Source organism: Nonlabens tegetincola, from assembly GCF_002954355.1.
In the GTDB taxonomy this organism is placed as follows: domain Bacteria; phylum Bacteroidota; class Bacteroidia; order Flavobacteriales; family Flavobacteriaceae; genus Nonlabens; species Nonlabens tegetincola.
The window spans coordinates 317974-341267 of sequence record NZ_MQVV01000012.1 but is presented as its reverse complement, the minus strand read 5'-3'; the positions used below and the strand labels follow the sequence as shown (position 1 = coordinate 341267).

Here is a 23294-nt window from a genome sequence, read left to right as displayed (position 1 = left end):
GCAAAGGTATAAAACTATATTTAGTTTTGTGACTATAAAAAGTATAGTTAATTAAAAACACTATGAAAACCATTCTAATTACCGGTAGCACAGATGGAATAGGAAAATTAGCCGCCATTGATTTGGCTAAGAACGGACATACTATTTTTATTCATGGCCGTAATCGTGAAAAGGTTAGTAAAGTTGTAGAGGAAATTACAAAATTAACGACGAGCAAAACTATTTATGGTTTTACTTGCAATTTTTCTCAATTACAAAGTATTGACGACTTTGTTAATCAGATAGCTTCAAAAACAATCAAGTTAGATGTTTTGATTAATAATGCAGGTGTTTACAATTCACCTGTAGCAACTACTAATAATGGAATCGATATTAGAATCGCTGTTAATTATCTAGCTCCCTATTTATTAACTACTAAACTATTGCCCTTGCTTGAGAAATCCGATTCTGCTAGGGTTATAAATTTAAGTTCTGCTGCACAATCTAGTATTTCACCTGAATTTTTTCTAGGAAAGGAAACGGTTTCGGAAAGCGGTGCCTATGCCCAAAGCAAATTAGCTCTTACGATGTGGAGTTTCCAGCTTGCCAAAGAACAACCTGAACTTAATGTAATCGCTGTAAATCCAGGTTCCTTATTAAATACTAAGATGGTTAAAGAAGCTTTTGGTAATCACTGGTCCGATGCCAGTAAAGGTGCTGGCATATTAACTCAGCTTGCAACATCAAAACGTTTCAATGAATCATCAGGATCCTATTTTGATAACGATAAAGGTGATTTTTCTCATGCTCATGACGACGCTTATAACCACGAAAAATTAAACCAACTACACAATCTTACCCAAAAACTTTTAAAAAATAAATTATGATAAAAAGAACAATGATATTCGCAGCTTGTGCCCTGATTCTTATGGGATGCAATACCCAAAATAAAGAAGAAAAAGTAACGAGCACTACTAATAATCAAAATACTGAAGTTGTTTTGAGTTCGCAGGTAAACTGGAGTCCTTTAAATGCTGCTCGAGGTGATGCTAGTCCACAAGCTGGTGATTTATGGGGAAATCGCAAGGAAAATCAAGCCTCTGGATTCCTGGTTAAATTTAAAGAAGGGTTTTCATCACCACCTCACATTCATAATATAACCTATCGAGGAATTGTGATCAAAGGTTCCTTACATAATGATGACCCTAATGCCAAAAGCATGTGGATGCCACAAGGATCCTTTTGGACACAACCAGCTGGTGAAGGTCACATTACAGCAGCAAACGCTAGTGAAAACATGGCTTATGTAGAAATTGATAGTGGACCATACTTAGTTAAGCCAGAAGATCAAGCCTTTGAAAATGAAGAAAAACCAATAAACATTCATAAATCGAACCTAGTATGGATAGAAGCTTCTGATCTTCAATGGACCAATCTGAATACAAACGATAAATCAAGGAATAAACCAGAAATAGCCTTTCTATGGGGACAACCTAATAGTAACGATTCTAGCGGTGCTTTGATAAAGCTTCCTAGCGGTTTTTCTGGAACCTTTGAGGCTAGCGGCAAAGAGTTTAGAGCTATCGTGATAGGTGGAAATTTAGCTTATAAAGCTAGTAAATCAAAAGAACTGGATCCTGGTAGTTACTTTGGTTCAACAGATAATGCCTCGCATATAATTATGAATGAATCTAGTGAACCCGTCATTTTGTATATAAAATCAACAGGAGCCTATCAACTATTATCTGAATGATATTTAAATGTAAGCAAATAATTTAATCACAAAAAAGCAACAGGTTGAATTTAGCAATACAAAAAAAGCTACCTTGATCTCAAGGCAGCTTTAGAAAAATTGAAAAACGAATACTATCTAACAATCAGTTTTGCAGCAGTGATTTGTTCATTTATAACAGCTTTGACGATATACATCCCAGACGGTAAAGTAGAAACGTCAATTATATTATTTTCTACTCGCACATTTATTTGTTTACCAGTGAAATCGTAAAGCATTACATCATGCACGTCATCCATACTAAAGATTGTTACATGATCATTAGCTGGATTAGGGTATAACTTCAATTCAAACACATTAGTTTCATCACTTAATCCTAATGTTGAGTTATATTCATAAGCCCCTAAATCTATGGTAGTATTAACTACGCGATCATTTCCTGACAAATCTGAATTACCAAATAAAGCGACATCGTAGTAAGCGTTATCTCCCTGATCAATAATAAAAGTAGAGGCAGATGTAGGTTTGTAATCCGTACTTAAATTTAGGTTATCTGTCGCTGGATCTAAGGTTGTTACGTTTGTTGTATTAAAAGTTCCAGTTGTTCCAGCGTTTGATGATACTTTTGCAATAGAATTTCTAATAAATACATCGTATGTTGCATTAGATCCGTTGGAGATATCTCTAGTTGCTGCTACTCCGTTTGTCGTATTCTGCCAGAAGATAGAGTTATTAATATTAAGGTTTACACTTCCATCACCAGAGGCCTTAATAGAATTGCCATAAGTATTATTGTAGTTATTATTTATAAACGTGCTATTATTTATTACTACATCTAAGGTATTACCATTGTTAAAAGCATCTCGATTGATATCAAGTGCTGCAAGGTTGATATCGTTATCTGCCACAAGTACATTTGCCCAACGTGTGAAAATATATCTGTTAGTACTATCTGATTGTACAAATATCAATCCCATGTTAACAATGGTATTATTGATAAACTGGGTATTTTCAATAAGTAATCCTTGATTAAACTTTCTCATTTTTAGCAGATAACCATTTGAATAGTTGTTTCTAAATACCGAGTTTTTAATTTTTAAGTTATTAGAGTTCAGATTATTCGGTATAAATATTACGCCGTTCTCTTCCACACCACCTGATTGTGAGGTGTCGTAAATGTTCTCAAATATAATTCCATCAAAAGTGACATTACTGGTTCTTAATTCAAACAATCGTTCTGCATTATCGGCTTTGTTTGAAGAAAAATCACCTGCAATATCATCACCATTTATATCACCAGTAAAAATGGTTGCATTTGTAGTGTGAATGGCTGTTAAGTCTCTATCTGCTAAAGTTGTTTCAGTACCTGCAAAGCCACCAATGATATCTACCTCGTTTGTACTAATTGCAATTGGAGTATTTTTATCTGCTAGAGTATACGTTCCTCGTGCCACCCAAACCGCATCATTTAAACTGGTAAGAGCTAAAGCGTCTGTTACACTTGTAAAAGCATCTGCCCATGAGCTACCATCGTTAGCTCCAGTTGCATTAGCATTCACATAATAAACTACTGGTATACAGTTCTCACTATAACTTGTCTGACCATCCTTAGTCCAGCCCTGTGTAAATTGACCACTATTTGCAGGTGGTGAATATCCAACATCTACCTGGATGCACGTCAAACTTGGATTATTATATGCTTTCATAAATAGAAAATTGCTATTATTTCCATTTGAAATTAACAAAGTATCTAATGAACTGTTATCATAACAAAACAATTCATTGATATTGGTATTTAAACGAATATCTAAATTTGTTAAGTTATTGAAACCAACGTGCAAACGTGTTAGAGATAAATTGTTACTCACGTCAATAGTGGTTAAACTATTGTTAGGTACATCTAAACGTGTCAAATTAGTAAAAGCTTCAATTCCTGTTAAGTCTGCAATACCTATACCGTTCATAATTAACTCTGTAGTAGCTTGAGCTTCTGCCAATGTTATTTCAGTATCTCCATTTAGATTGATATTGTTATCACTTACTAAAAAGTTTTTAAAATTAGCATCAGGAATATTTACAACTTGATTAAGAGCAACACAATCATCGCTATAAATTGCAGTGGTACCTTTTGTCCAACCTTGACTGAAATTTCCAACATCGTTAGGTGGTGTAAAATTAGGATCTATTTGAATACAGGATAAACTATTTCCATAGGCTTTCATATAAGTAAAGTTGCTGTTATTACCGTTAGCAATATTTAATTGATCCAACACTCCATTATTATGACATTGAATATCATTAATCAATGTATTTACACTGATATCTAAAGTTGTAATTTGATTATTACTACAGTGTAAACGAGTTAATGCCAAGTTATTAGAAACATCTATAGTGGTTAAATTGTTATTGTAACAATCTAATCTATTGATGTTTACAAAAGCCTCTATACCCGTTAAGTCTGAAATTGACAACCCATTTACCAATATGGCACCGGTAAAAGCTGTGGCCTCTGCCACAGATATTTCGGAATTACCATCAGTATTAATAGCTGCAGAGTTAACTAAGTAATTTTTAAAATTTGCGTCAGGAATATTGACATTTTGAGCGTTTAAATAGGTCGTTGTTAAAAACGCACCGATAAGTAGTACGAGTAATTGTTTTTTCATTTTGCAGGATTGATTTATTAATACTGCAAATGAACAAGGTAAAAACAGCTAGTTCATCTCCACTTTTCTGTAACCGTTTAGTTTTTTTCTAAACGGTTCCTACAAAAAGGTTTCTTGTATCGCTGTTAAAAACTGGTCTCTTTTTGAACGAGAAATAGGTATTTGTTTTTTATCATCCATGACTATGTAATCCCCATCATGCTTGACAAGTTCACTGATGTGCTTTAAATTTATCATATAGGACCTATGACATTTAAAAAACAATTTATTGCCTTCTAATTGTTCAACAAAATGCTTTAATGGCTTACAAATAACATTACGTTTACCATTAATCATATACACATTAGTATACATACCATCTGCCTCTAAATAAATGATATCGTTATGAGAGGTAAAAAGATATCCTCGTGGGATTTCCATTACAATTTTATCCATTGACAACTGTTGAACAGACTGTCTTAGACGTTCTATTTGCTCACTTATTTGTTGTGAGGATTGTTGTTGTTTCGCTTTCGCGAAAGCGGACTTCAATTCATCAACATCTATAGGTTTTAATAGATAATCTATCGCATTCATACGAAAGGCATCAACGGCATACTGGTTATAAGCAGTAACAAAAATGATTTGAAAGGCTATTTCATCGTCTTTGAAATAATTCATGATTTCCAGACCAGTCTCGCCTGGCATTTCTATATCTAGAAAAACAATATCTGGCTTCAATTCTTTTATAGCTGTCACTCCATCTTTAAGGTTTGAGGCCTCGGCAACGACATGGAGCTCATTGATATGATCTCGTATCAACGTAGTCAATAAATGCCTAGCACGTTTTTCGTCGTCAATTATTATAGCTTGCATATAATCTAATTTAAAGGTAAAGTAATGGTCACTCTAGTACCTGAAGCTTGTCCGTCATTTACTAAATCCTCAATTACAATATCTACCGGTTTATTAAATTGCTCCTTGTAAAGTAAGGCTCTTTCGTTATTTACAGCGGTAGAAAACGATGTATGTGACCTTCCTCTATTCTTATTAAGCAATGCAGACTGTTGCCTGCCTATACCATTGTCTTCAATTTTGATGCTTAAGATTTTCTCATTTTTAATAACGCCGCAGTCGATCATTAACTTACGATTACTAGGTTTATGCATAAGACCATGTTTCAAAGCGTTTTCTACATAAGGTTGAACCAGTAATGATGGAATCATTATATGCTCAATATTTAAAGTATCATCTATTTTAATAGAATAATCAAGCTCATCGTCAAATCGCATTTTCTCTAATTCTAAATAGAGTTTGAGCGCAGCTATCTCCTGTCCTAAAGTAATTTCATCTTGCTGACTATAATCTAGGTACTTTCTTATAAGCCTACTAAATTTAACAAGATAATCACTGGCTAGTTCCCGTTCATTAGAAACTATAAAATCTTGGATGGAATTGAGTGAGTTAAAAACAAAATGCGGATTCATTTGAGACCTAATGTTCTCAAGCTTGAGACTTGCCATTTTCTTCTCCAGCAACAATCGATCAATCTCTATTTTACGTTGTTTATTTTTTCTCTTTTGTAATTGTTTCAAGATAAAAAAGGTAGCTCCAGCGATCCCTACTGCAATTAAAAAATAAAACCACGGTGTTTGCCAGAAGGGTGGTTCAATGGAAAACGTCACCGGACCAGCATATTTATAAACATCTGATTTACAGTTTTTTCCCCTCAACTTAAAGTTGTAGGTTCCCGGTGAAAGGCTTGCAAAATCAACCTGAGTGTTTCCTACGGGAATGGATATCCATTGTTTGTTGCTTTCAACGAGTTGGTATTCATAGGCTACATACTCTCGAGATTGAAAACCGTTTGAATTGAAGGCAATGGAAATATTATTCCTATCGTGCTTTAGATTGTAGTTTTCCTTTAACTCAAGCGATAAACTATTGATTTTTACATCTGTAATTTCGATAGGTGCAGTTTTGAGCGCTTGTGTGAACGCATACTTAGGAATGCGGTATAAAGCTTGAATAGAAGTAGAAATTATTAGATCATCATATAGTAGGTACTCGTTTATAAGTTCATTCATCCCCATCTGACCATTAAATTCTTGCACAGAATCATCGGTGAGATCATAGCGAGTTATGACTCCTTCATTGAGCATCCATAGATGTTGCTGATCTGATCTCAGCTTAGTTAATGAGGTTGAAGTTTGATTTTTATTTTTTGAAAGATTTAGATTTACGCTTTCGCGAAAGCGTAATCCATCATCTATTATCACACTTTTCAAAACTTTATTATCCTTAATGCCTACCCAGATCTCATCATCAATCTTGCTTAGGGAAGTAGCAAATACGGATTCATTACCATATTTAATTTCCCTCAATGTTGAAGAGGCTAGGTTATATAAATACAATCCATCTACAAATGATATCAAAAGCTTGTTCTCATCTATGACTAAAGCATCTTTCACACGATTTTTTCTGATGAGAATTGCATTTTCTTTAATTAAGCTGGAATCATAGAGTAAGGCCTCTTTGAAGTTTCCATAAAACAGAAACTGATCATTCAAACGCTCAATGCTTTTTGCAGAGTTGAACACAGATTTTAAAGGGGTAAGCTTAAAGGTGTCGAGATCCAGTTTGTAGGATAAATTACTTGAAATACTGATGAGCAGGATATGCTCAGTAGTGTCGTGATACAAGAAGCTTATGTTGTTCTTATCATTGAGATCTAATTTATATTTTAATGAAAGGTCGGTATTATATAAATAAAGTGTACCAACATCAGTTCCCAAAGCGAAATGATCATCGCCTACTTTTGTAACCGCAGTAATTTTTTGTTTACCTTCAGGTAAGGATTTTCGTGTAACTTCTTTGTTCGGGATTACAAAAATTCCATTGTCTAAGGTGGTCGCCCATTGATTTTTGTTGAAATCTGTAATTACTTCTGAAATTGATTGGGACTCGAGCAATTGATCAAAAATTTCTAACGTTTGTCCCTTCTTTTTGCAGACCCAAATACCATCACTGGTACAAAGCCATAATTCATTGTGATGACCTGTTATGTTGTATATATTTAATTTCTGAATGGTTTCAGGAATTGATATTTCTTTTAAAGGCTGATCCTTATCTATAGTATAAAGTTTGTTGCCACCTTTCAATTTGTAGGTCAGGAAAATGCTGTTATTAGCTTCAAATAAAGATGGAGCAACGACATCTTCACGATTAAATTCATCGACCACCGTAGACTCATTATTTGACTCTATAATAATTTTATGTATTTGGTCGGTAGAATCATCTATGGGTATATCTAAATGCCATATTTCCTCTCCTCTTGAGGTCGTAGTAAGTACTCTGTCCTTGCGTTGCAGGGTTTTCTCTTTAGAGCTTTTAGAAATGTGATAGATCCCACCAGATCGATTATAGATTATTACATTGTCCTCATCTACGCTGAAGGGGACTAACTGACCGTTTACTATGTCATGTGCATCATGAAAAAGCTTCATTTGTTCATTTTCAACATAGAAAAATTGGCCGTATATATTGTTGAACCACAAACGTCCCTTGTGATCCAGGGTCAGATTAAACACTGCATCACCATGTTGGTCTGGATGCGTATATAGAATAAACTGCTTGCCGTTATATTTATACAAGCCACTGTCTGCAGCTAGCCATACATTAAAATGATCATCTTCAATAATATCGTAAAAAGTAGCATCGGGTAATTGATCATTTCTAGAGAAGTGATGATATACTTCCTGTTGTCCAAAGATTAGATTACTGGACAAGGCTATAATAAAATAAAGTAAGTTGTATATCTTCAAAATATAGAATCGATAATTTACAAATCTAAAGAATACCTATATGTTGCGAAGCCTTTTTTGCTAAACAAAGCGACTTTATTTCTAAATAGAAAAAGCGTCTGTTTCCAGACGCTTTATCAACTTAACCAACCTAAATTATAAACTATTTCAAAGTAGATGGACATACATAATTAGTTGTCGATACTCCTGCTTCTTTAATAGCTTTATAGCCGCCTTGAATATCGATTAGATTATGAATTCCTCTACTCTTTAAAATGGATGCAGCTATCATGCTGCGGTATCCACCTGCACAATGGATATAAAATGTTTTATCATCAGGAAATTCTGATAAATAATTATTTAATTCACTTAGAGGTGTGTGTTGTGCATCAATTACATGTTCACTTTGATATTCACCTGGTTTCCTTACATCAAAAATTTCAGGTTTATCATTTTCAAGCTTAGCTTTAAATTGAGATGCAGGTATGGAACTTACTGTATCGTATTCTTTGCTAGCCTTTTTCCACGCAGCAAAACTTCCTTTTAAATATCCAATTGTGTTATCAAAACCTACTCGAGATAGTCTTGTTATTGCTTCTTCAATTCGTTCTTCATCGGCGATTAAAAGTATAGGTTGATGCACATCTTTAACAAGGTCTCCTACCCATGGAGCAAAACTACCATCAAGCCCTATGAATATTGATCCTGGAACGTGCCCAACAGCAAATTCACTTTGATGTCGAACATCGAGCATTAAAGCACCTGTTTCATTTGCAGCAGCTTCAAATTCATCTGGGGTGAGCGCAGTTTCACCTTGAGCTATTACTTCTTCTATATTTTTATAACCTTCTTTATTCATTTTTACATTAAGGGGAAAATAAGCTGGTGGTGGTAACAATCCATCAGTCACCTCTTTAATAAATTCCTCTTTGGTCATATCTGATCTCAAAGCATAATTAACTGCTTTTTGATTACCTAGTGAGTCTACAGTTTCCTTCATCATATTTTTACCACAAGCACTTCCTGCGCCATGAGCAGGATAAACTATGACATCATCGGCTAGTGGCATGATCTTGTTACGCAAACTTTCATATAAGGTTCCAGCAAGTTCCTCTTGTGTCATATTTGCTGCCTTTTGTGCTAGATCTGGTCTTCCGACATCTCCTAGAAACAAGGTATCACCAGTAAAAATCGCATGATCTTTTCCATTTTTATCTCTTAGAAGAAAGGTCGTGCTTTCCATAGTGTGTCCTGGAGTATGCAACACGACAAAAGTTATTTCTCCTAAAGAAAACTCCTGATTGTCTTGGGCGATAATCGCCTCAAAATCTGGATTGGCATTTGGGCCATAAACGATAGGAGCACCTGTTTTTTGAGAAAGTGTAACATGACCACTCACAAAATCGGCATGGAAATGAGTTTCAAAAATATATTTTATTGTTGCTCCATCCTTTTTTGCACGATCTATATAGGGTTGAACCTCTCGTAATGGATCAATAATAGCTACCTCACCATTACTTTCAATATAATAGGCTCCTTGCGCTAGACATCCGGTATAAATCTGTTCTATTTTCATAATCTTTTTTTTGCTTAAACTATCATACACTAATTCCAGTTTGTTGAAAGAGCACGCTTTCGCGAAAGCGGAATTATTTCTTATTTGATTTAAAATTAAATAAGCATCTCATCATTAACGGTAACATTTATTACATAGACACCTCTTTATAAATAATATATATTCCCATGATTAGAACAAACCACCCAAAAGCTGTTTTTAATCGTTTACCATCAATGAATTTATTGAGCCAGATCCCAATAAATATTCCAACTACGGAAACTGAAGTAAAGCTGAGTAAGAATAACCAATCGATGTCTAGGTTTTGAACATCTCCTATAAAACCAATCAGTGACTTTATAGCAATAATTAATAATGAGGTAGCTACCGCTTTTTTCATAGGCAATCTGGCCAGTAATACCAAAGCTGGAATAATTAGAAATCCACCACCAGCGCCTACAATTCCTGTAAGTACTCCAACAATAGATCCTTCTAACACAATTAAAGGATAGTTATAAGAAACCTCTTTATCGTCGTGATGTTCATTGCGCTTGTTACGTATCATTGAAATTGAAGCGACCAGCATTATTATGGCAAAAAACAGCATTATCGCAAGATTTTTAGAAACGATAAATGTTCCCACACTAAATAACTGTACGGGAATAGCTGGTATTAAATAAGCTCGTGTAAGGTAGACCGCAATAAATGCAGGTATAGCAAATATTATCGCTGTTTTAAAATCTACCATTCCTTTAAAAATGTTTCTTACAGCACCTACTAGGGCAGTGGTACCTACGACAAATAATGAATAGGCCGTTGCAACAACAGGATTAAGAGATAATGCATATACTAAAATGGGAACGGTAAGAATGGAGCCGCCACCACCAATAAGTCCTAAAACTAGACCAATTAATAATGCGCCTACATAGCCTAAAACATCCATTAACTCCATAGTCTATTGATTTTGAAATCAAAAGTAAAATGGGTAATTAAGTATTTATGTAACCCTTGTTACAGGAGTGAGAATTAATTGAAATTTGGATCTCTTTTTTACAGCATTTCAATAAAGCTGCGATGAAGTTTTATCTGTGAATTATTCTCCATTTTTTTAAGTAATCTAGAGATAACAACACGACTGGTATGTAAATCTGCCGCGATTTCTTTATGAGTAATATGGATATGTTTACTATTGAGTATTTTAACCTTGTCTAATAAATAGTTTTCTAATCGCTCATCCATATTGTTAAAGGCAATGTTATCGATACTTTCTAGCATCTCCATTAACCTTTCATGGTAACTATTCATAACAAAGTTGCGCCAGGTTCTATACTTGCGAGACCATTCTTCCATTTTACCAACTGGAATCATAAGTAGTTTTACAGAAGTCTCGGTAACTGCATGTATTTCACTTTTGGTGGTTCCTAAACAACAAGTCATTGTCATTGCACAAGTGTCACCACGTTCAAGGTGATAAAGCAATAATTCATCACCTTCTTCATCTGGTCTTAATATTTTTATGCTACCATCTAGTAATAATGGCATGGACTTGATGTATTGCCCAGGTTTAATGAGGTCTTCACCTGCATCAACCTCCATAAAGGTAGCTACTTGATTAATCTCTTCAATTAAAGCAAGTTCAAACTGAGAACCATAATGTTTATTAAGTTCTTGAATCATTTTTTACCTGTTTGGCAATCTGTCGATCATATTTAAAGAAAAAATGTGCCCAGATAGATTTTGAAACAGCTCCTATATATGGGAATAAAAGAACTAGCCCTACAAGTATTGCTATAAAGGCAATTAATGGACTAGATCCATAACCAGCTAACCACAATAAAACGTAAATAGCCACTGCTATCGCAACCCCAACTGCATAGGAAACATACATGGAACCGTAATAAAAACTAGGCTCGATGGAATATTTAAGATTACATTTTGGACAATGTTCTCGTACCTTATTATAATTTGAAATTTTATAGGGATTTGACTCTAAAAATTCACCTTGCCTACAACGTGGACATTTTAAGAATAACAGACTGTATATGGCAGATTTTTTCAATTGGATCAGATTTTAAACAAATATAAGATGTGGTCACTTTTGCTTATGTAACTCTTGTTACAATTTTAATAATTATACTTCATTTAAGTGAGTTTAAACAAGAAAGCTATTCTTACAAATTGAGGAATTAGTAATAAATAATAATCCTTGTTAGGATCTTGTTATAGTCTTCTTTAGCCTGACTACGATAGGATTACTAACATCAAAACAGCACTATACTGTAAATAAGTCACTTATAATGATTACCGCATTTTCTTTTATTTAAACCTTGAATTACTCGAGGTTACTCCATAAAAAACACGCCTATTAGACGCGGTTATTGGAGTATTGTGAACTTGACAGGAGAAAATATAGACTTTTAAATCAAGACGTAGTACCTATAAATACCTTTTGAATAGGATTGCTGCTCATCCTAACAAAACTCCGGGTTGAAAATAGAAAAAGATGAAAAGGAATTTGAGTAAACTCAACTTCTTTTCACCTTTTTCGGTTTATTCGTGACCACGGTAGGATTCAAACCTACGACCGCTGGAGCCGAAATCCAGTGCTCTATTCAGCTGAGCTACGTGGCCAGTTTTTAAGTCTAGCTAAACGCTTTAACTTAGTTTGCTTTTTACTATTGTGCTTATCGTACGACCATCGGCTTTACCGGCTAGTAATTGGTTAGATCTACCCATTACTTTACCCATGTCTTTCATTCCTTGTGCTCCAGTTTCATCAATTACTTGCTGTACAATTTTTGCAATTTCATCTTCACTTAGTTGTTCTGGTAAAAATTGCTCAAGTACTTTGGCTTGCGCTAGTTCTGGTTCTGATAAATCTGTGCGGTGTTGTTCTTCAAATATTCTTGCGCTGTCTTTACGTTGTTTAACGAGTTTTTGAACGATCTTAATTTCTTCTTCTTCAGAAAGAGTATCAGATCCGCCAGAAGTTTTTGCTAGTAACAATTCGCTTTTAACGGCTCTTAAGGCTGCAAGGGCTGTTTGATCTTTTGATTTCATGGCATCTTTCATTGCCGTCATTACAGATTTCTCTAAACTCATAACTTTACATTTAGGCATCAAAAATAATAAAATTGATAAGGGAACTACCTTTAATAAATACCAAAAAAAAGCGCTCAATACTTGGGGATGTATCAAACGCTGTAAAAAACACTTTTTAAACTAAATCTTAATCTGGCGCGTCGTGTAAAAACGAGTTGTTACTTGATCTAAACTGTAACTCATCATTTTCATCAATATTCAAGGTTGTTCTTGATCGTCCATCGTCAGTTTTTGGAGCTTCTAACTCTACACCTTGACGTTTAAAAGCTGGTTGCTTTTCCAGTTCTTCCAATCTGTGCGAACTCTTGAATTTAAAATTTAAGTGATGCATGGTGCGTTTGCGTTTTTCGGCATTACGCAACAACATTTCATTTATTGGTAATTCAGTAGGATCAATTTCTTCGTCAATTTCCATACTTGACTCCACATCTTCAGCTGGTGCTTGCACTGTTTTGGCAACTATTTCTAGCTCCGGTTCTATCACCGTATTTGTTTCCTCAACTTTTTTAACAGGTTGTGCATTGACTAGCTCATCTTCTTTTTCCATGTAGTCGTCTAGTGAATACTTAGTAACACCCGTTTCATTTACTTCAGTCACTGGAATAACGTGCACTGGATCATTAACCTCTAGGGCATTAATTTCTTCCGTATTTTCCTCGTCCATACCTAATTGTTGAGACAATGGTAAGTCAAAGTCTAGAAAGAATTGATCGCGTTCCTCTTCTATTGATTCAACTTCTGGTTGTTGTACAACAGGAGTTTCCTCTATAACAAAATCTAATTGTGATTGAGGTTTTACATCTAGTACTTCCTCGTACACCACCTCTATATTCTTAAGAACTTCAGTTGTTGGGATCATAGGATTAGGTTCATCTTCAAACAACTTTGGCATAACTGGTATAGCGTCTTCTGGATCCTCATCGCCTAATTCATGTTTAATGATTAAAGGTTCTTGAGGTTGTGATGGCTGTACTGTTTTTTTTGGTTCCGCTTTCGCGAAAGCGTTATTATCAACTGCCTGTATTTCATCTTCATGATCTTCTTCTAAATCAAGAATCAGTTTTCCTGGCACCACTTTATCAGTAGCTTCATCTAAAACACGTGAAGCGCGCTGCTCTTCCTCTAAGGTGTGAATGATGCGTTTTGCTTCTGTATTAGATATTTCGTTTTGCTGTTCAGCATTAAAGCCAGTTGCGATAACCGTTACTGCAATTGAATCTCCTAATTCTTCGTCCTCACCTACACCCATTATGATGTTTGCGCTTCCACCAGCTTCAGACTGTATGTGCTCGTTAATCTCACTTATTTCATCAAGGGTAATCTCTTCTGATCCAGACACGATAAGTAGCAACACGTGTTTTGCACCAGTAATTTTATTATCATTAAGCAATGGTGAGTCCAATGCTTTAATTATTCCTTCTTGGGCGCGATTTGATCCGGTAGCATGAGCACTACCCATTATTGCTGTACCAGAGTTTACTAGTACCGTTTTTGCATCGCGTAGGTCAATGTTCTGGATGTAGTGCTTTGTAATTACCTCGGCAATACCTCTTGAAGCAGTAGCGAGTACTTCATCTGCCTTAGAAAAACCGGCTTTAAATCCTAAATTACCATAAACATCTCGTAGCTTGTTATTGTTTATAATAATCAGGGAATCAACTGACTTTCTAAGTTTATCTATTCCTTTTTGGGCTTGTTCGTTTCTTATTCTTCCCTCAAACTGGAAAGGTGTTGTTACGATACCTACAGTAAGAATATCCATTTCCTTTGCTACCTGAGCTATCACAGGTGCTGCACCAGTTCCTGTTCCTCCACCCATTCCCGCTGTAATAAATACCATTTTAGTATTGGTATCTAAAAGTCTTTGAATTTCAGAAATAGATTCTTGCGCTGCTCTTTCTCCAATTTCTGGATTTGCACCAGCACCCAATCCTTCTGTCAAGGATACTCCTAATTGTATTTTATTAGGGATAGGACTGTTCTCGAGCGCTTGAGCATCTGTATTACAAATGACAAAATCTACACCTTTAATTCCTTGTTGAAACATGTGTTTAATGGCGTTGCTTCCACCGCCGCCTACTCCTATTACCTTAATTACATTTGATTTGTTCTTAGGTAAGTCAAAGGATAAATCGCTTCCTACTTCCATACTCATTTATGCTACTTTAAATTTTGTTCTTTCTCTTTTATTCTGCGTTATCTATAAACTCTTTTACTGATTTTACCCAGTTTGAAAAGAAGTTGTTAGATGGTTTTTTCTGTGGTTTTTCTTTAGGTTGTGGAACTTCTTCTTCCTCAACCTCTGTAGTCGATTCAGGTTGTACCTGTTGTACTACTGGTGCTACTTCTTCTATTATCTCTTCCTCTTCTTCAATAACCTCAAGCTCTTGAAGGCCTTTCATTACCAGACCAACAGCTGTGGCAAAAATCGGACTTGTGTTTTCCTTATCGCTATCACCTGCCAGATGTTCATTAGGGTAGCCTATACGAGTAGGCATTCCTGTAACATACTCGGTAAGTTGTTTTATATGCTTTAATTGACTACCACCACCTGTAAGTACTATTCCTGCGATAAGTTGTTTTTTAGGTTGGTCAAAACCGTAGTTTTTGATTTCCATAAAAACGGATTCTAATATCTCAACCACTCGCGAGTGAATTATTTTACTTAGGTTTTTAAGCGTAATCTCCTTGGGTTCTCTACCTCTTAATCCAGGAATAGAAACAATCTCATTGTCTTTATTTTCTCCTGGCCAGGCGCTACCAAATTTTGTTTTAAGTAATTCTGCCTGCTTTTCTATAATTGAGCAACCAGCTTTTATGTCTTCAGTAATGATATTTCCTCCTTGTGGTATTACTGCTGTATGACGAATGATTCCATCTTTAAAGATGGCCAGATCAGTTGTTCCACCACCTATATCGATTAAAGCTACTCCAGCTTCTTTTTCATCACTTCCCAGAACAGCATCAGCACTAGCGAGTGGTTCTAGAGTTAGATTTTTAAGTTCCAGTCCAGCGCTTTTTATACATCTACCAATATTTCTAATTGAGGCTATTTGCCCTACTACTACATGAAAATTGGCTTCTAATCTACCACCGTACATACCGCATGGTTCTTGTACATCGCTTTGACCATCTATTTTATATTCCTGTGGTAGAACATGTATAATTTCTTCTCCAGGCAGCATCACCAGTTTGTGTACTTGATTGCAAAGGTTTGCAATATCAGTTTCATTTATTACGGATTCACTATCCTGTCGAGTAATATAATCGCTGTGCTGTAAACTGCGTATATGTTGACCTGCTATTCCTACCGTTACATTTTCAATTTTAATACCGCTTACCGTTTCAGCTTGTTGAACAGCTTGCTGTATAGATGTAATTGTTTGAGTAATGTTGTTTACAACACCACGATGTACACCTAAACTTTTTGATTTTCCTACACCTAGAATCTCGAGCTTACCATATTCATTTTTACGACCAATCATTGCCACAATTTTTGTGGTACCGATGTCTAGTCCTACTGCATATTCTTGTGCTTCCATTTCTTCCCCTTTTTTATTTTATAACAACCACCTGATTATTAAATCTTAGGTCAACAGTATTTATACTTTCTAGCGTTTTATCTTTTTCAGCCTTGGCTATAAAGGCTTTATAATTAATGAACTTATGCTCTAGTTTATCAATTTTACCCAGGTTTATTTTATGCTTCATTGCCCTAGGTTTCAACTTTACATTTCCTTTATTTAGTTCAATTGCTGCAATAACCTTTTGTAACCACTTATCTTTTCTTATAAAGGAAACTAATTCAAAAACATCATTTTGAAAGTCACTTTCATATCCAAAAATTACAGGCACACGTACTGCATATTCATCAGACAATGGCATCCATTTATTATCCTCGTCTAGATATCCAGACTTCTTTCCAATGATGCGCGCTATAGGCACTCGTTGTTCAATTACTGCGTTTATTTCACCATCAATTGACATGGAAACCTCAGCCTTTCTAATCATTGAGTTTTTATCAAGACGCTTTTCACTCTCTTGTAAAGCTAGTTTTTCTATCGTGAGATAATCTATACTGTCTTGATTTTGTATCAACAATTTATTAACGTTTTCTTCAGAAATTAAAGGACTGCTATAATCTGTAAATGTGATGGTTACATCCTTTATCTCCCTATTTTTATGCCTAACAGCCCCAAAAGCATATAAACTGAAAACCAGCACAATAGCCACAATCAATAAGATCGCATTTATGTAAGGTTTTATTTTACCCATTTTGCTGCTATTTTTTTGATTTCAACTCCTATATCTCCTGCTCCTAGCATACAGATTATTCGTTTATTACTTCTATGTAACTCGTTTTCTAACTGATCCTTTGTTACCATACTTGTTATCCCAGAGGTTATTTTCTCAATCCTGTTTTGAAGAGATTGAGATGTTATACCGGGAATAGGAAGTTCTCGTGCCGGATAAATATCCAACAAGTATACCTGATCAAACTGTGCCAAACTGCTCGCAAAATCATCCATAAAGTCTTTGGTACGAGAATACAAATGCGGTTGAAAAACCACTAGTTTTTCCTCATCCAGATATAATTCACTTACCGCTTGAAAAACAGCATTTATCTCTGTAGGATGATGGGCATAATCATCTATTAACACGAGCTCATCACTATTCAATCTGTATGTAAAGCGCCTGTCAACTCCAGGGAAAGTGCCAAGCGCTTTTATTAATTTTTCTGGTTGCACTCCATACTCTAACGCCATTGACATAGCAAGAGCAGCATTTGATAGGTTGTGCTTACCAGGTAAATTCCATTTTATATTCTTGAAAAGTTGATTAGGTGTTTTGAAATCAAAATAATAAGATTCATCTTGAATTCTATAATTCAAGATTCGATAATCTCCATTGTTGAATCCCACTTTTTTACCTGGTAACGAAACCACTTCAGTAGTCAATAAATTTCCCTTAGGAACTAATGCGGCAAAGTCTTCAAAGGTTTTTTCAAACTCCTCAACATCTCCATATATGTCAAGATGATCTGCATCCATAGCTGTTACACCAGCAATTTCAGGCTGCAAGCTCATAAAGCTTCGGTCAAATTCATCAGCCTCTACGACCATTACCTCATTTCCAGTGTGGATATAATTAGTATTATACTTTTCAATTATGCCACCACAAAAAGCAGTCATAGGAACTCCATTTTCATAAAGCAGGTGTGTAAGAATTGCACTTGTTGTAGTTTTTCCATGAGTCCCTGCTACTGCTAGACATGTCATGGTTTTAGATATTTGCCCGAGTAGTTGCGCTCGTTTAAGTATGGTTATTCCGCTTTCGCGAAAGCGAACTAATTCTCCAAAATCTACTGGTATCGCAGGTGTATAAATCACTTGCGCATTATTGATATCCTTATACTGTGCTGGGATGCTATCATAGTCATCTTGATAATGGATATTAATCCCTTCACTGACTAATTGCTCTGTAAGCGCTGATGGCGTTTTATCGTAACCAGCAACATTTTTACCTGCTTGTTTAAGGTAGCGCGCTAGTGCACTCATCCCTATACCACCAATACCGATGAAATAACAATGTGATATGTGATCTAGATTACTCATTCAACAACTGTTCGATTTCATTTACAATATGACTAGTAGCTTGGGGCAAGGCTAGCTTCTTAATATTTTTACTTAATGTTTCTTGTTTTTGAAAATCCTGTATAAGCCCTTTCCAAAGGGTCATGAAATTTTGCTCCAGATCAGATTCCTTAATCATCACAGCAGCATTTTCTTGAACAATAGCTAGTGCATTTTTCGTTTGATGATCCTCAGCAACGTGCGGAGAAGGAATAAAAATGACCGGTTTACCTACTATACAAAGTTCTGATATGGTACCTGCTCCAGATCGTGAAATAATAAAATCTGCCGCAGCATATGCAAGATCCATTCTTTCCAAGAATGCTTTTACTTGCAGTTGTTTTTGCTCTTTAGCCTTGTAGGTTTCATAATAAAACTTACCGCATTGCCAGATAATTTGAACATCCTTGAGCAATTGTGCGCTGTTTTCATCTATAAGTTGATTTATACGCCTAGCACCAAGACTACCTCCTAAAACTAATAAGGTTTTTTTATTTTCATCTAAACCAAAAAACTCTATGGCTTGTTGTTTTTTACTGGTAATATCCAATAAATCTTGTCTAACTGGGTTGCCAGTCATAACCATTTTATCTTTAGGAAAAAAACGATCTAGACCTTTACTCGCTACACAAATGCGTTTAACTTTTTTTGATAGTAGTTTATTGGTTATTCCTGGAAAAGAATTTTGTTCTTGAATTAGCGTAGGAATTCCTTTTTGATTTGCCTTAAACAACAAGGGACCACTAGCATAACCACCTGTACCTATTGCGATATCTGGTTTAAAATTATTTATGATGCGACCAGCATCTATTAAGCTTTTTACAACCTTAAATGGGAATGCAATGTTTTTAAGACTTAGACTGCGCTGCAATCCACTTATCCACAATCCTTTTATAGGAAACCCGGCTGCTGGAACTTTTTCCATTTCCATGCGATCACGTGCTCCTACAAAAAGTATTTCACAATCTGGCCATCTTCTCTTGCATTCATTTGCAATAGATATAGCTGGATAAATATGACCACCGGTACCACCGCCTGATATGATAATTCTATATGGTTTCACTTAATACATCTAAAGGGTTCATATCTTCCTCTTTAGTTTCTTCAAGAGGTTCTTTTACGTCCTTACTTGCACTCACACTCAATACTATTCCCATAGCTAGGCAACTCATTAATATTGACGTTCCACCACTACTTATAAACGGAAGAGTTTGACCTGTTACAGGCATCAAATTAACGGCAACGGCCATATTAATACAGGCTTGAAAAATTATTGGAAAGCCAACACCTATCACCACCAATCGACCAAAAATATCCTTTGCTTTTTTAGTGATTACAACCAGCCTAAATAGAATTAATAAATACATAATCACAATACCAAAAGCACCAATAAAACCGAATTCCTCGATAATAATTGCATAGATAAAATCACTACTTGACTGAGGTAAAAAAGGCCTCAACATACTTTTCCCTGGACCAACTCCTGGTATGCCTCCTTCAGAAATGGCTGCAAGTGCACGTTCTGTTTGGTAATTAGTATCAGCCGTTCCAGAACCACTAAAATTCTCGATACGCGAGATCCAAGTGTCTACACGGTTTGGAAAAAGATCTGGAAAAGCTTTGGCGGTTAGAATAAAAAGAGAAAGCGCCACAATTCCCACACCTATAATACCTAGTAAGTATTTCCAGGGATATCCTCCAATGAAACACAGTGCCAGCACCATAATGAATATAAGTGCGGTAGTAGAGAAATTAGATGGTAACACAAACAACAAAGTGAGTCCAACTGGTAACCACAATGGCAGTAAACTTTGTTTAAATGTAATAGTCTTGTGAGCTATGTTTGAAAGGTACTTTGCCACATAAACCATAAGAATAACAAATACCAAGGTGCTAGTTTGCAATTGCATTCCAATACCTGGAATTGTAATCCACCTAGAAGCATTTGCACCACCCATGGTTGTTCCTTGTAATGCAGTTATTACTAATAAAACTATAGCAGGATATATAAGTAATACACTTAATCCATTAAACAATCTATATGGAGTTTTATGAACTGCCCACATGGCTATTAATCCCATTATAATATGTCCAAGATGGCGTATAAGGAAACGACCGGTATCACCAGTTCCCTTTCCTAGATAGGCCAAATTTGCACTAGCGCTATAGACCGGAATAATAGAAAACACCAGTAATGCCACTATGAGCGACCAAAGAAACAGATCTCCTGATATGTATCTACTTAATTTCAATATTATAAGTTTCTAACTGCTGCTTTAAATTGTCTTCCTCTGTCCTCGTAGTTTTCAAATAAATCAAAGCTGGCACAAGCTGGACTTAACAATACATTGTCACCTGCTTTGGCCAGTCTATAAGCTACTCGAACAGCATCTTCCATGGATGATGTTTCAACTACTGTATCAACACATTTTGCAAAGTTTTCTATGATTTTACCGTTGTCAATTCCTAAGCAAACAATCGCCTTTACTTTCCGATTTACTAACTCATACAAATCGCTGTAATTATTTCCTTTATCAACTCCACCTACAATCCAAACTGTAGGATGCTCCATACTGTCTAACGCAAAATAAGTTGCATTTACATTGGTAGCTTTACTATCATTGATATATTGAACTTTATTGATTTTAAGAACATTTTCTAATCGATGCTCTACACCTTTAAAAGACTGTAGGCTTTGACGTATAGTCTCCTTTCTTATTTTCAAAAGTGTTGCCGCGGTGGCAGCTGCCATAGTATTGGCAGTGTTGTGTTTTCCTTTTAATGCTAGTTCCTGTATAGGCATGGTGAAAAGGGTGTTGTTAAGGGTTATAATAATTTGATTATCTTTTATAAAAGCTCCATGCTTCAGTTCCTGAGTCATAGAGAACGGCACTAACTGTGCTTTTATATCTTTATTTTTTAAAGCCTGGGTTATTGCTTGGTCATCGGCGTTGTAGATGAAGTAATCGCTAGCTTTTTGTGATTGAGCAATTCTCATCTTACTATCTATATAGTTTTCAAACTGGTAATCGTAACGATCTAAATGATCAGGTGTAATATTAAGTAGTATGGCGATGTGTGGTGCAAACTCATAACAACCATCTAATTGGAAACTGCTTACCTCTAACAAGCGATGATTAGCTGGTTTTTGAGCAACTTGCAAGGCGTAGCTCTCACCGATATTGCCACCGGTTGTTGCATTTACCTGCGCAGTTTCTAGCAAATAGCTCATTAAGGAAGTTGTCGTAGTTTTTCCATTACTACCTGTAATAGCAATTACAGGAACTTCTCGTTCTTCTCTAAAAGCAAATTCAATTTCAGAAATGATTTCTATACCTGCTTGTTTTAATTTTTTAATCAAGTCAATGTGATCAGGTATTCCTGGACTTTTAATTATCACATCCGCCTCGATTAATTTTTCTAGTGTATGAGCACCTGATTCATAAGATATGCCGTATTCATTTAACGCTTTCGCGAAAGCGTCATTCACAACAGCTCTATCGCTTAAAAACACATCATAGCCACGACTAGCAGCAAGAACAGCAGCTCCTAAACCACTGACTCCACCACCAAGCACTACCACTTTCTTTGATATGTTAGTTTCACTATTCATTAACGAACCTTAAGTGTTACAATACTGATGATGGCTAGTAAAATTCCTACTACCCAAAACCTAACTACTATTTTACTCTCATGAATTCCTCTTTTTTGATAATGATGGTGCAATGGTGACATAAGAAATATTCTACGACCTTCTCCGTATTTTTTCTTTGTGTATTTGAACCAACTTACCTGCATCATTACAGATAAATTTTCCATAAGAAAAACACCACATAAAATAGGAATGAGCAATTCTTTACGAGTTGCAATAGCCAGAACAGCTATGATTCCACCTATAGTTAAGCTACCTGTGTCTCCCATAAAAACTTGGGCTGGATAGGTGTTGTACCATAAAAATCCTACAAGCGCACCTGCAAAAGCAGTTATAAATACCACCATCTCACCAGAGTTGGGTATATACATGACATTTAAGTAATCTGAAAATATAATATTCCCAGATATCCATGCAAATAAAGCTAGGGTAATTACGACGATAGCACTTGTACCTGCGGCTAAACCGTCAATACCGTCAGTAAGGTTTGCACCATTAGACACAGCGGTTACAATTACAACGACTATAGGGATAAAAATGAGCCACGCCCATGAGGCTAGGTCATCATCAATCCACGTGATCAATTCACTATAATCTAGTTCATTGTTTTTAGTAAAAGGTATCGTTGTTTTAGTGGATTTTTTTGCTGCTTCAAATTGAATAGGAATATTACCTTCCACTCTTTGCTGGGTATACTTTTCAGTCTTTAATTCTTCTTTTATGGTTATCCCTGGATGAAAATACATGATGGCACCTACAATAATTCCTAACCCTACTTGACCGACTACTTTAAATTTACCTTTTAAACCACCTTTGTCTTTCTTGAAAACCTTGATATAATCATCTGCAAATCCAATCATTCCCATCCAAAGCGTGGTAATGATTAAAAGAACTACATAGATATTATCAAGTTGGCACAATAACAGAACCGGGATCAGAGTCGCTAATATTATGATTATTCCACCCATGGTAGGTGTACCTGCCTTTTGCGCTTGACCTTGTAAGCCTAGATCGCGAACTGTTTCACCTACTTGTTGATTACGTAAATAGTTAATTATACGCTTTCCATATATAGTTGAGAAACCTAGCGACATCATGAATGCTATCGCCGCCCTAAATGTGATAAACTCAAACAGCGATGCTCCAGGCAATTGAAATTGTTCTTCCAGGTATTTGAATAAATAGTAAAGCAT

At 35.6% G+C, this 23294-nt stretch carries 18 protein-coding genes and 1 tRNA gene; 2 read left to right on the top strand and 17 right to left on the bottom strand.

Annotated features, from left to right (window positions below):
- Window positions 1–62: 62 nt before the first annotated feature.
- A complete protein-coding gene (locus BST93_RS05400; protein WP_105018363.1) occupies window positions 63–866 on the top strand; it encodes an SDR family NAD(P)-dependent oxidoreductase in 804 nt (267 codons plus the stop codon).
- On the top strand, window positions 863–1732 hold the full coding sequence (locus BST93_RS05395; protein ID WP_258150483.1) for a DUF4437 domain-containing protein: 870 nt from the start codon (window positions 863–865) through the stop codon (window positions 1730–1732). Before BST93_RS05400 ends, BST93_RS05395 begins: the two co-directional genes overlap by 4 nt.
- Window positions 1733–1845: 113 nt before the next feature.
- On the opposite strand, the gene BST93_RS05390 is transcribed toward BST93_RS05395, so the two are convergent.
- The 17 genes from BST93_RS05390 to mraY all read right to left on the bottom strand — a co-directional run bounded on the left by BST93_RS05390 (window position 1846) and on the right by mraY (window position 23294).
- Window positions 1846–4377, bottom strand: coding sequence for a T9SS type A sorting domain-containing protein (locus BST93_RS05390; protein ID WP_105018362.1), 2532 nt, complete (start codon window positions 4375–4377; stop codon window positions 1846–1848).
- 99 nt (window positions 4378–4476) lie between these two features.
- Window positions 4477–5232: a LytR/AlgR family response regulator transcription factor gene (locus tag BST93_RS05385; RefSeq protein ID WP_105018361.1), complete on the bottom strand. Its 756-nt coding sequence runs from the start codon at window positions 5230–5232 to the stop codon at window positions 4477–4479.
- 5 nt (window positions 5233–5237) lie between these two features.
- Window positions 5238–8180, bottom strand: coding sequence for a sensor histidine kinase (locus tag BST93_RS05380; protein WP_146104978.1), 2943 nt, complete (start codon window positions 8178–8180; stop codon window positions 5238–5240).
- A 142-nt stretch (window positions 8181–8322) separates the two neighbouring features.
- Window positions 8323–9735 (bottom strand): MBL fold metallo-hydrolase, encoded by a 1413-nt coding sequence (locus BST93_RS05375; protein WP_105018573.1) that lies wholly within the window; start codon window positions 9733–9735, stop codon window positions 8323–8325.
- Window positions 9736–9865: 130 nt separating this feature from the next.
- Window positions 9866–10666: a sulfite exporter TauE/SafE family protein gene (locus BST93_RS05370; RefSeq protein ID WP_105018359.1), complete on the bottom strand. Its 801-nt coding sequence runs from the start codon at window positions 10664–10666 to the stop codon at window positions 9866–9868.
- Between the two features lie 98 nt (window positions 10667–10764).
- On the bottom strand, window positions 10765–11391 hold the full coding sequence (locus BST93_RS05365) for a Crp/Fnr family transcriptional regulator (RefSeq protein WP_042279894.1): 627 nt from the start codon (window positions 11389–11391) through the stop codon (window positions 10765–10767).
- Window positions 11375–11773 (bottom strand): DUF983 domain-containing protein, encoded by a 399-nt coding sequence (locus tag BST93_RS05360; RefSeq protein WP_235784008.1) that lies wholly within the window; start codon window positions 11771–11773, stop codon window positions 11375–11377. Before BST93_RS05360 ends, BST93_RS05365 begins: the two co-directional genes overlap by 17 nt.
- A gap of 498 nt (window positions 11774–12271) precedes the next feature.
- A tRNA-Arg gene (locus BST93_RS05355) sits at window positions 12272–12345 on the bottom strand.
- A 24-nt stretch (window positions 12346–12369) separates the two neighbouring features.
- Complete coding sequence (locus BST93_RS05350; RefSeq protein WP_105018358.1) at window positions 12370–12816, bottom strand: GatB/YqeY domain-containing protein; 447 nt, start codon at window positions 12814–12816, stop codon at window positions 12370–12372.
- Between the two features lie 127 nt (window positions 12817–12943).
- Window positions 12944–14971: a cell division protein FtsZ gene (gene ftsZ / locus BST93_RS05345; protein WP_105018357.1), complete on the bottom strand. Its 2028-nt coding sequence runs from the start codon at window positions 14969–14971 to the stop codon at window positions 12944–12946.
- A 31-nt stretch (window positions 14972–15002) separates the two neighbouring features.
- Window positions 15003–16358 (bottom strand): cell division protein FtsA, encoded by a 1356-nt coding sequence (ftsA, locus tag BST93_RS05340; protein WP_105018356.1) that lies wholly within the window; start codon window positions 16356–16358, stop codon window positions 15003–15005.
- A 13-nt stretch (window positions 16359–16371) separates the two neighbouring features.
- Window positions 16372–17091 carry a cell division protein FtsQ/DivIB gene (locus BST93_RS05335; protein WP_105018355.1) on the bottom strand — a complete coding sequence of 240 codons (720 nt, stop codon included), beginning with the start codon at window positions 17089–17091 and terminating at the stop codon, window positions 16372–16374.
- Window positions 17079–18431, bottom strand: coding sequence for a UDP-N-acetylmuramate--L-alanine ligase (gene murC, locus BST93_RS05330; protein WP_105018354.1), 1353 nt, complete (start codon window positions 18429–18431; stop codon window positions 17079–17081). Before murC ends, BST93_RS05335 begins: the two co-directional genes overlap by 13 nt.
- Complete coding sequence (gene murG, locus BST93_RS05325) at window positions 18424–19512, bottom strand: undecaprenyldiphospho-muramoylpentapeptide beta-N-acetylglucosaminyltransferase (protein ID WP_105018353.1); 1089 nt, start codon at window positions 19510–19512, stop codon at window positions 18424–18426. The genes murC and murG overlap by 8 nt, the downstream gene beginning before the upstream one ends.
- Window positions 19499–20701 (bottom strand): FtsW/RodA/SpoVE family cell cycle protein, encoded by a 1203-nt coding sequence (locus tag BST93_RS05320; protein WP_105018352.1) that lies wholly within the window; start codon window positions 20699–20701, stop codon window positions 19499–19501. Before BST93_RS05320 ends, murG begins: the two co-directional genes overlap by 14 nt.
- A gap of 2 nt (window positions 20702–20703) precedes the next feature.
- A complete protein-coding gene (murD, locus tag BST93_RS05315) occupies window positions 20704–22062 on the bottom strand; it encodes a UDP-N-acetylmuramoyl-L-alanine--D-glutamate ligase (protein WP_105018351.1) in 1359 nt (452 codons plus the stop codon).
- Window positions 22062–23294 carry a phospho-N-acetylmuramoyl-pentapeptide-transferase gene (mraY, locus tag BST93_RS05310; protein ID WP_105018350.1) on the bottom strand — a complete coding sequence of 411 codons (1233 nt, stop codon included), beginning with the start codon at window positions 23292–23294 and terminating at the stop codon, window positions 22062–22064. Before mraY ends, murD begins: the two co-directional genes overlap by 1 nt.

Excerpts from the sequence above, each read along its gene's own strand:
- BST93_RS05400 (WP_105018363.1), top strand. The coding sequence starts at position 63 with ATGAAAACCATTCTAATTACCGGTAGCACAGATGGAATAGGAAAATTA.
- BST93_RS05395 (WP_258150483.1), top strand. The coding sequence starts at position 863 with ATGATAAAAAGAACAATGATATTCGCAGCTTGTGCCCTGATTCTTATG.
- BST93_RS05390 (WP_105018362.1), bottom strand. The coding sequence starts at position 4,377 with ATGAAAAAACAATTACTCGTACTACTTATCGGTGCGTTTTTAACAACG.
- BST93_RS05385 (WP_105018361.1), bottom strand. The coding sequence starts at position 5,232 with ATGCAAGCTATAATAATTGACGACGAAAAACGTGCTAGGCATTTATTG.
- BST93_RS05375 (WP_105018573.1), bottom strand. The coding sequence starts at position 9,735 with ATGAAAATAGAACAGATTTATACCGGATGTCTAGCGCAAGGAGCCTAT.
- BST93_RS05370 (WP_105018359.1), bottom strand. The coding sequence starts at position 10,666 with ATGGAGTTAATGGATGTTTTAGGCTATGTAGGCGCATTATTAATTGGT.
- BST93_RS05365 (WP_042279894.1), bottom strand. The coding sequence starts at position 11,391 with ATGATTCAAGAACTTAATAAACATTATGGTTCTCAGTTTGAACTTGCT.
- BST93_RS05350 (WP_105018358.1), bottom strand. The coding sequence starts at position 12,816 with ATGAGTTTAGAGAAATCTGTAATGACGGCAATGAAAGATGCCATGAAA.
- ftsZ (WP_105018357.1), bottom strand. The coding sequence starts at position 14,971 with ATGAGTATGGAAGTAGGAAGCGATTTATCCTTTGACTTACCTAAGAAC.
- ftsA (WP_105018356.1), bottom strand. The coding sequence starts at position 16,358 with ATGGAAGCACAAGAATATGCAGTAGGACTAGACATCGGTACCACAAAA.
- BST93_RS05335 (WP_105018355.1), bottom strand. The coding sequence starts at position 17,091 with ATGGGTAAAATAAAACCTTACATAAATGCGATCTTATTGATTGTGGCT.
- murC (WP_105018354.1), bottom strand. The coding sequence starts at position 18,431 with ATGAGTAATCTAGATCACATATCACATTGTTATTTCATCGGTATTGGT.
- murD (WP_105018351.1), bottom strand. The coding sequence starts at position 22,062 with ATGAATAGTGAAACTAACATATCAAAGAAAGTGGTAGTGCTTGGTGGT.
- mraY (WP_105018350.1), bottom strand. The coding sequence starts at position 23,294 with ATGCTTTACTATTTATTCAAATACCTGGAAGAACAATTTCAATTGCCT.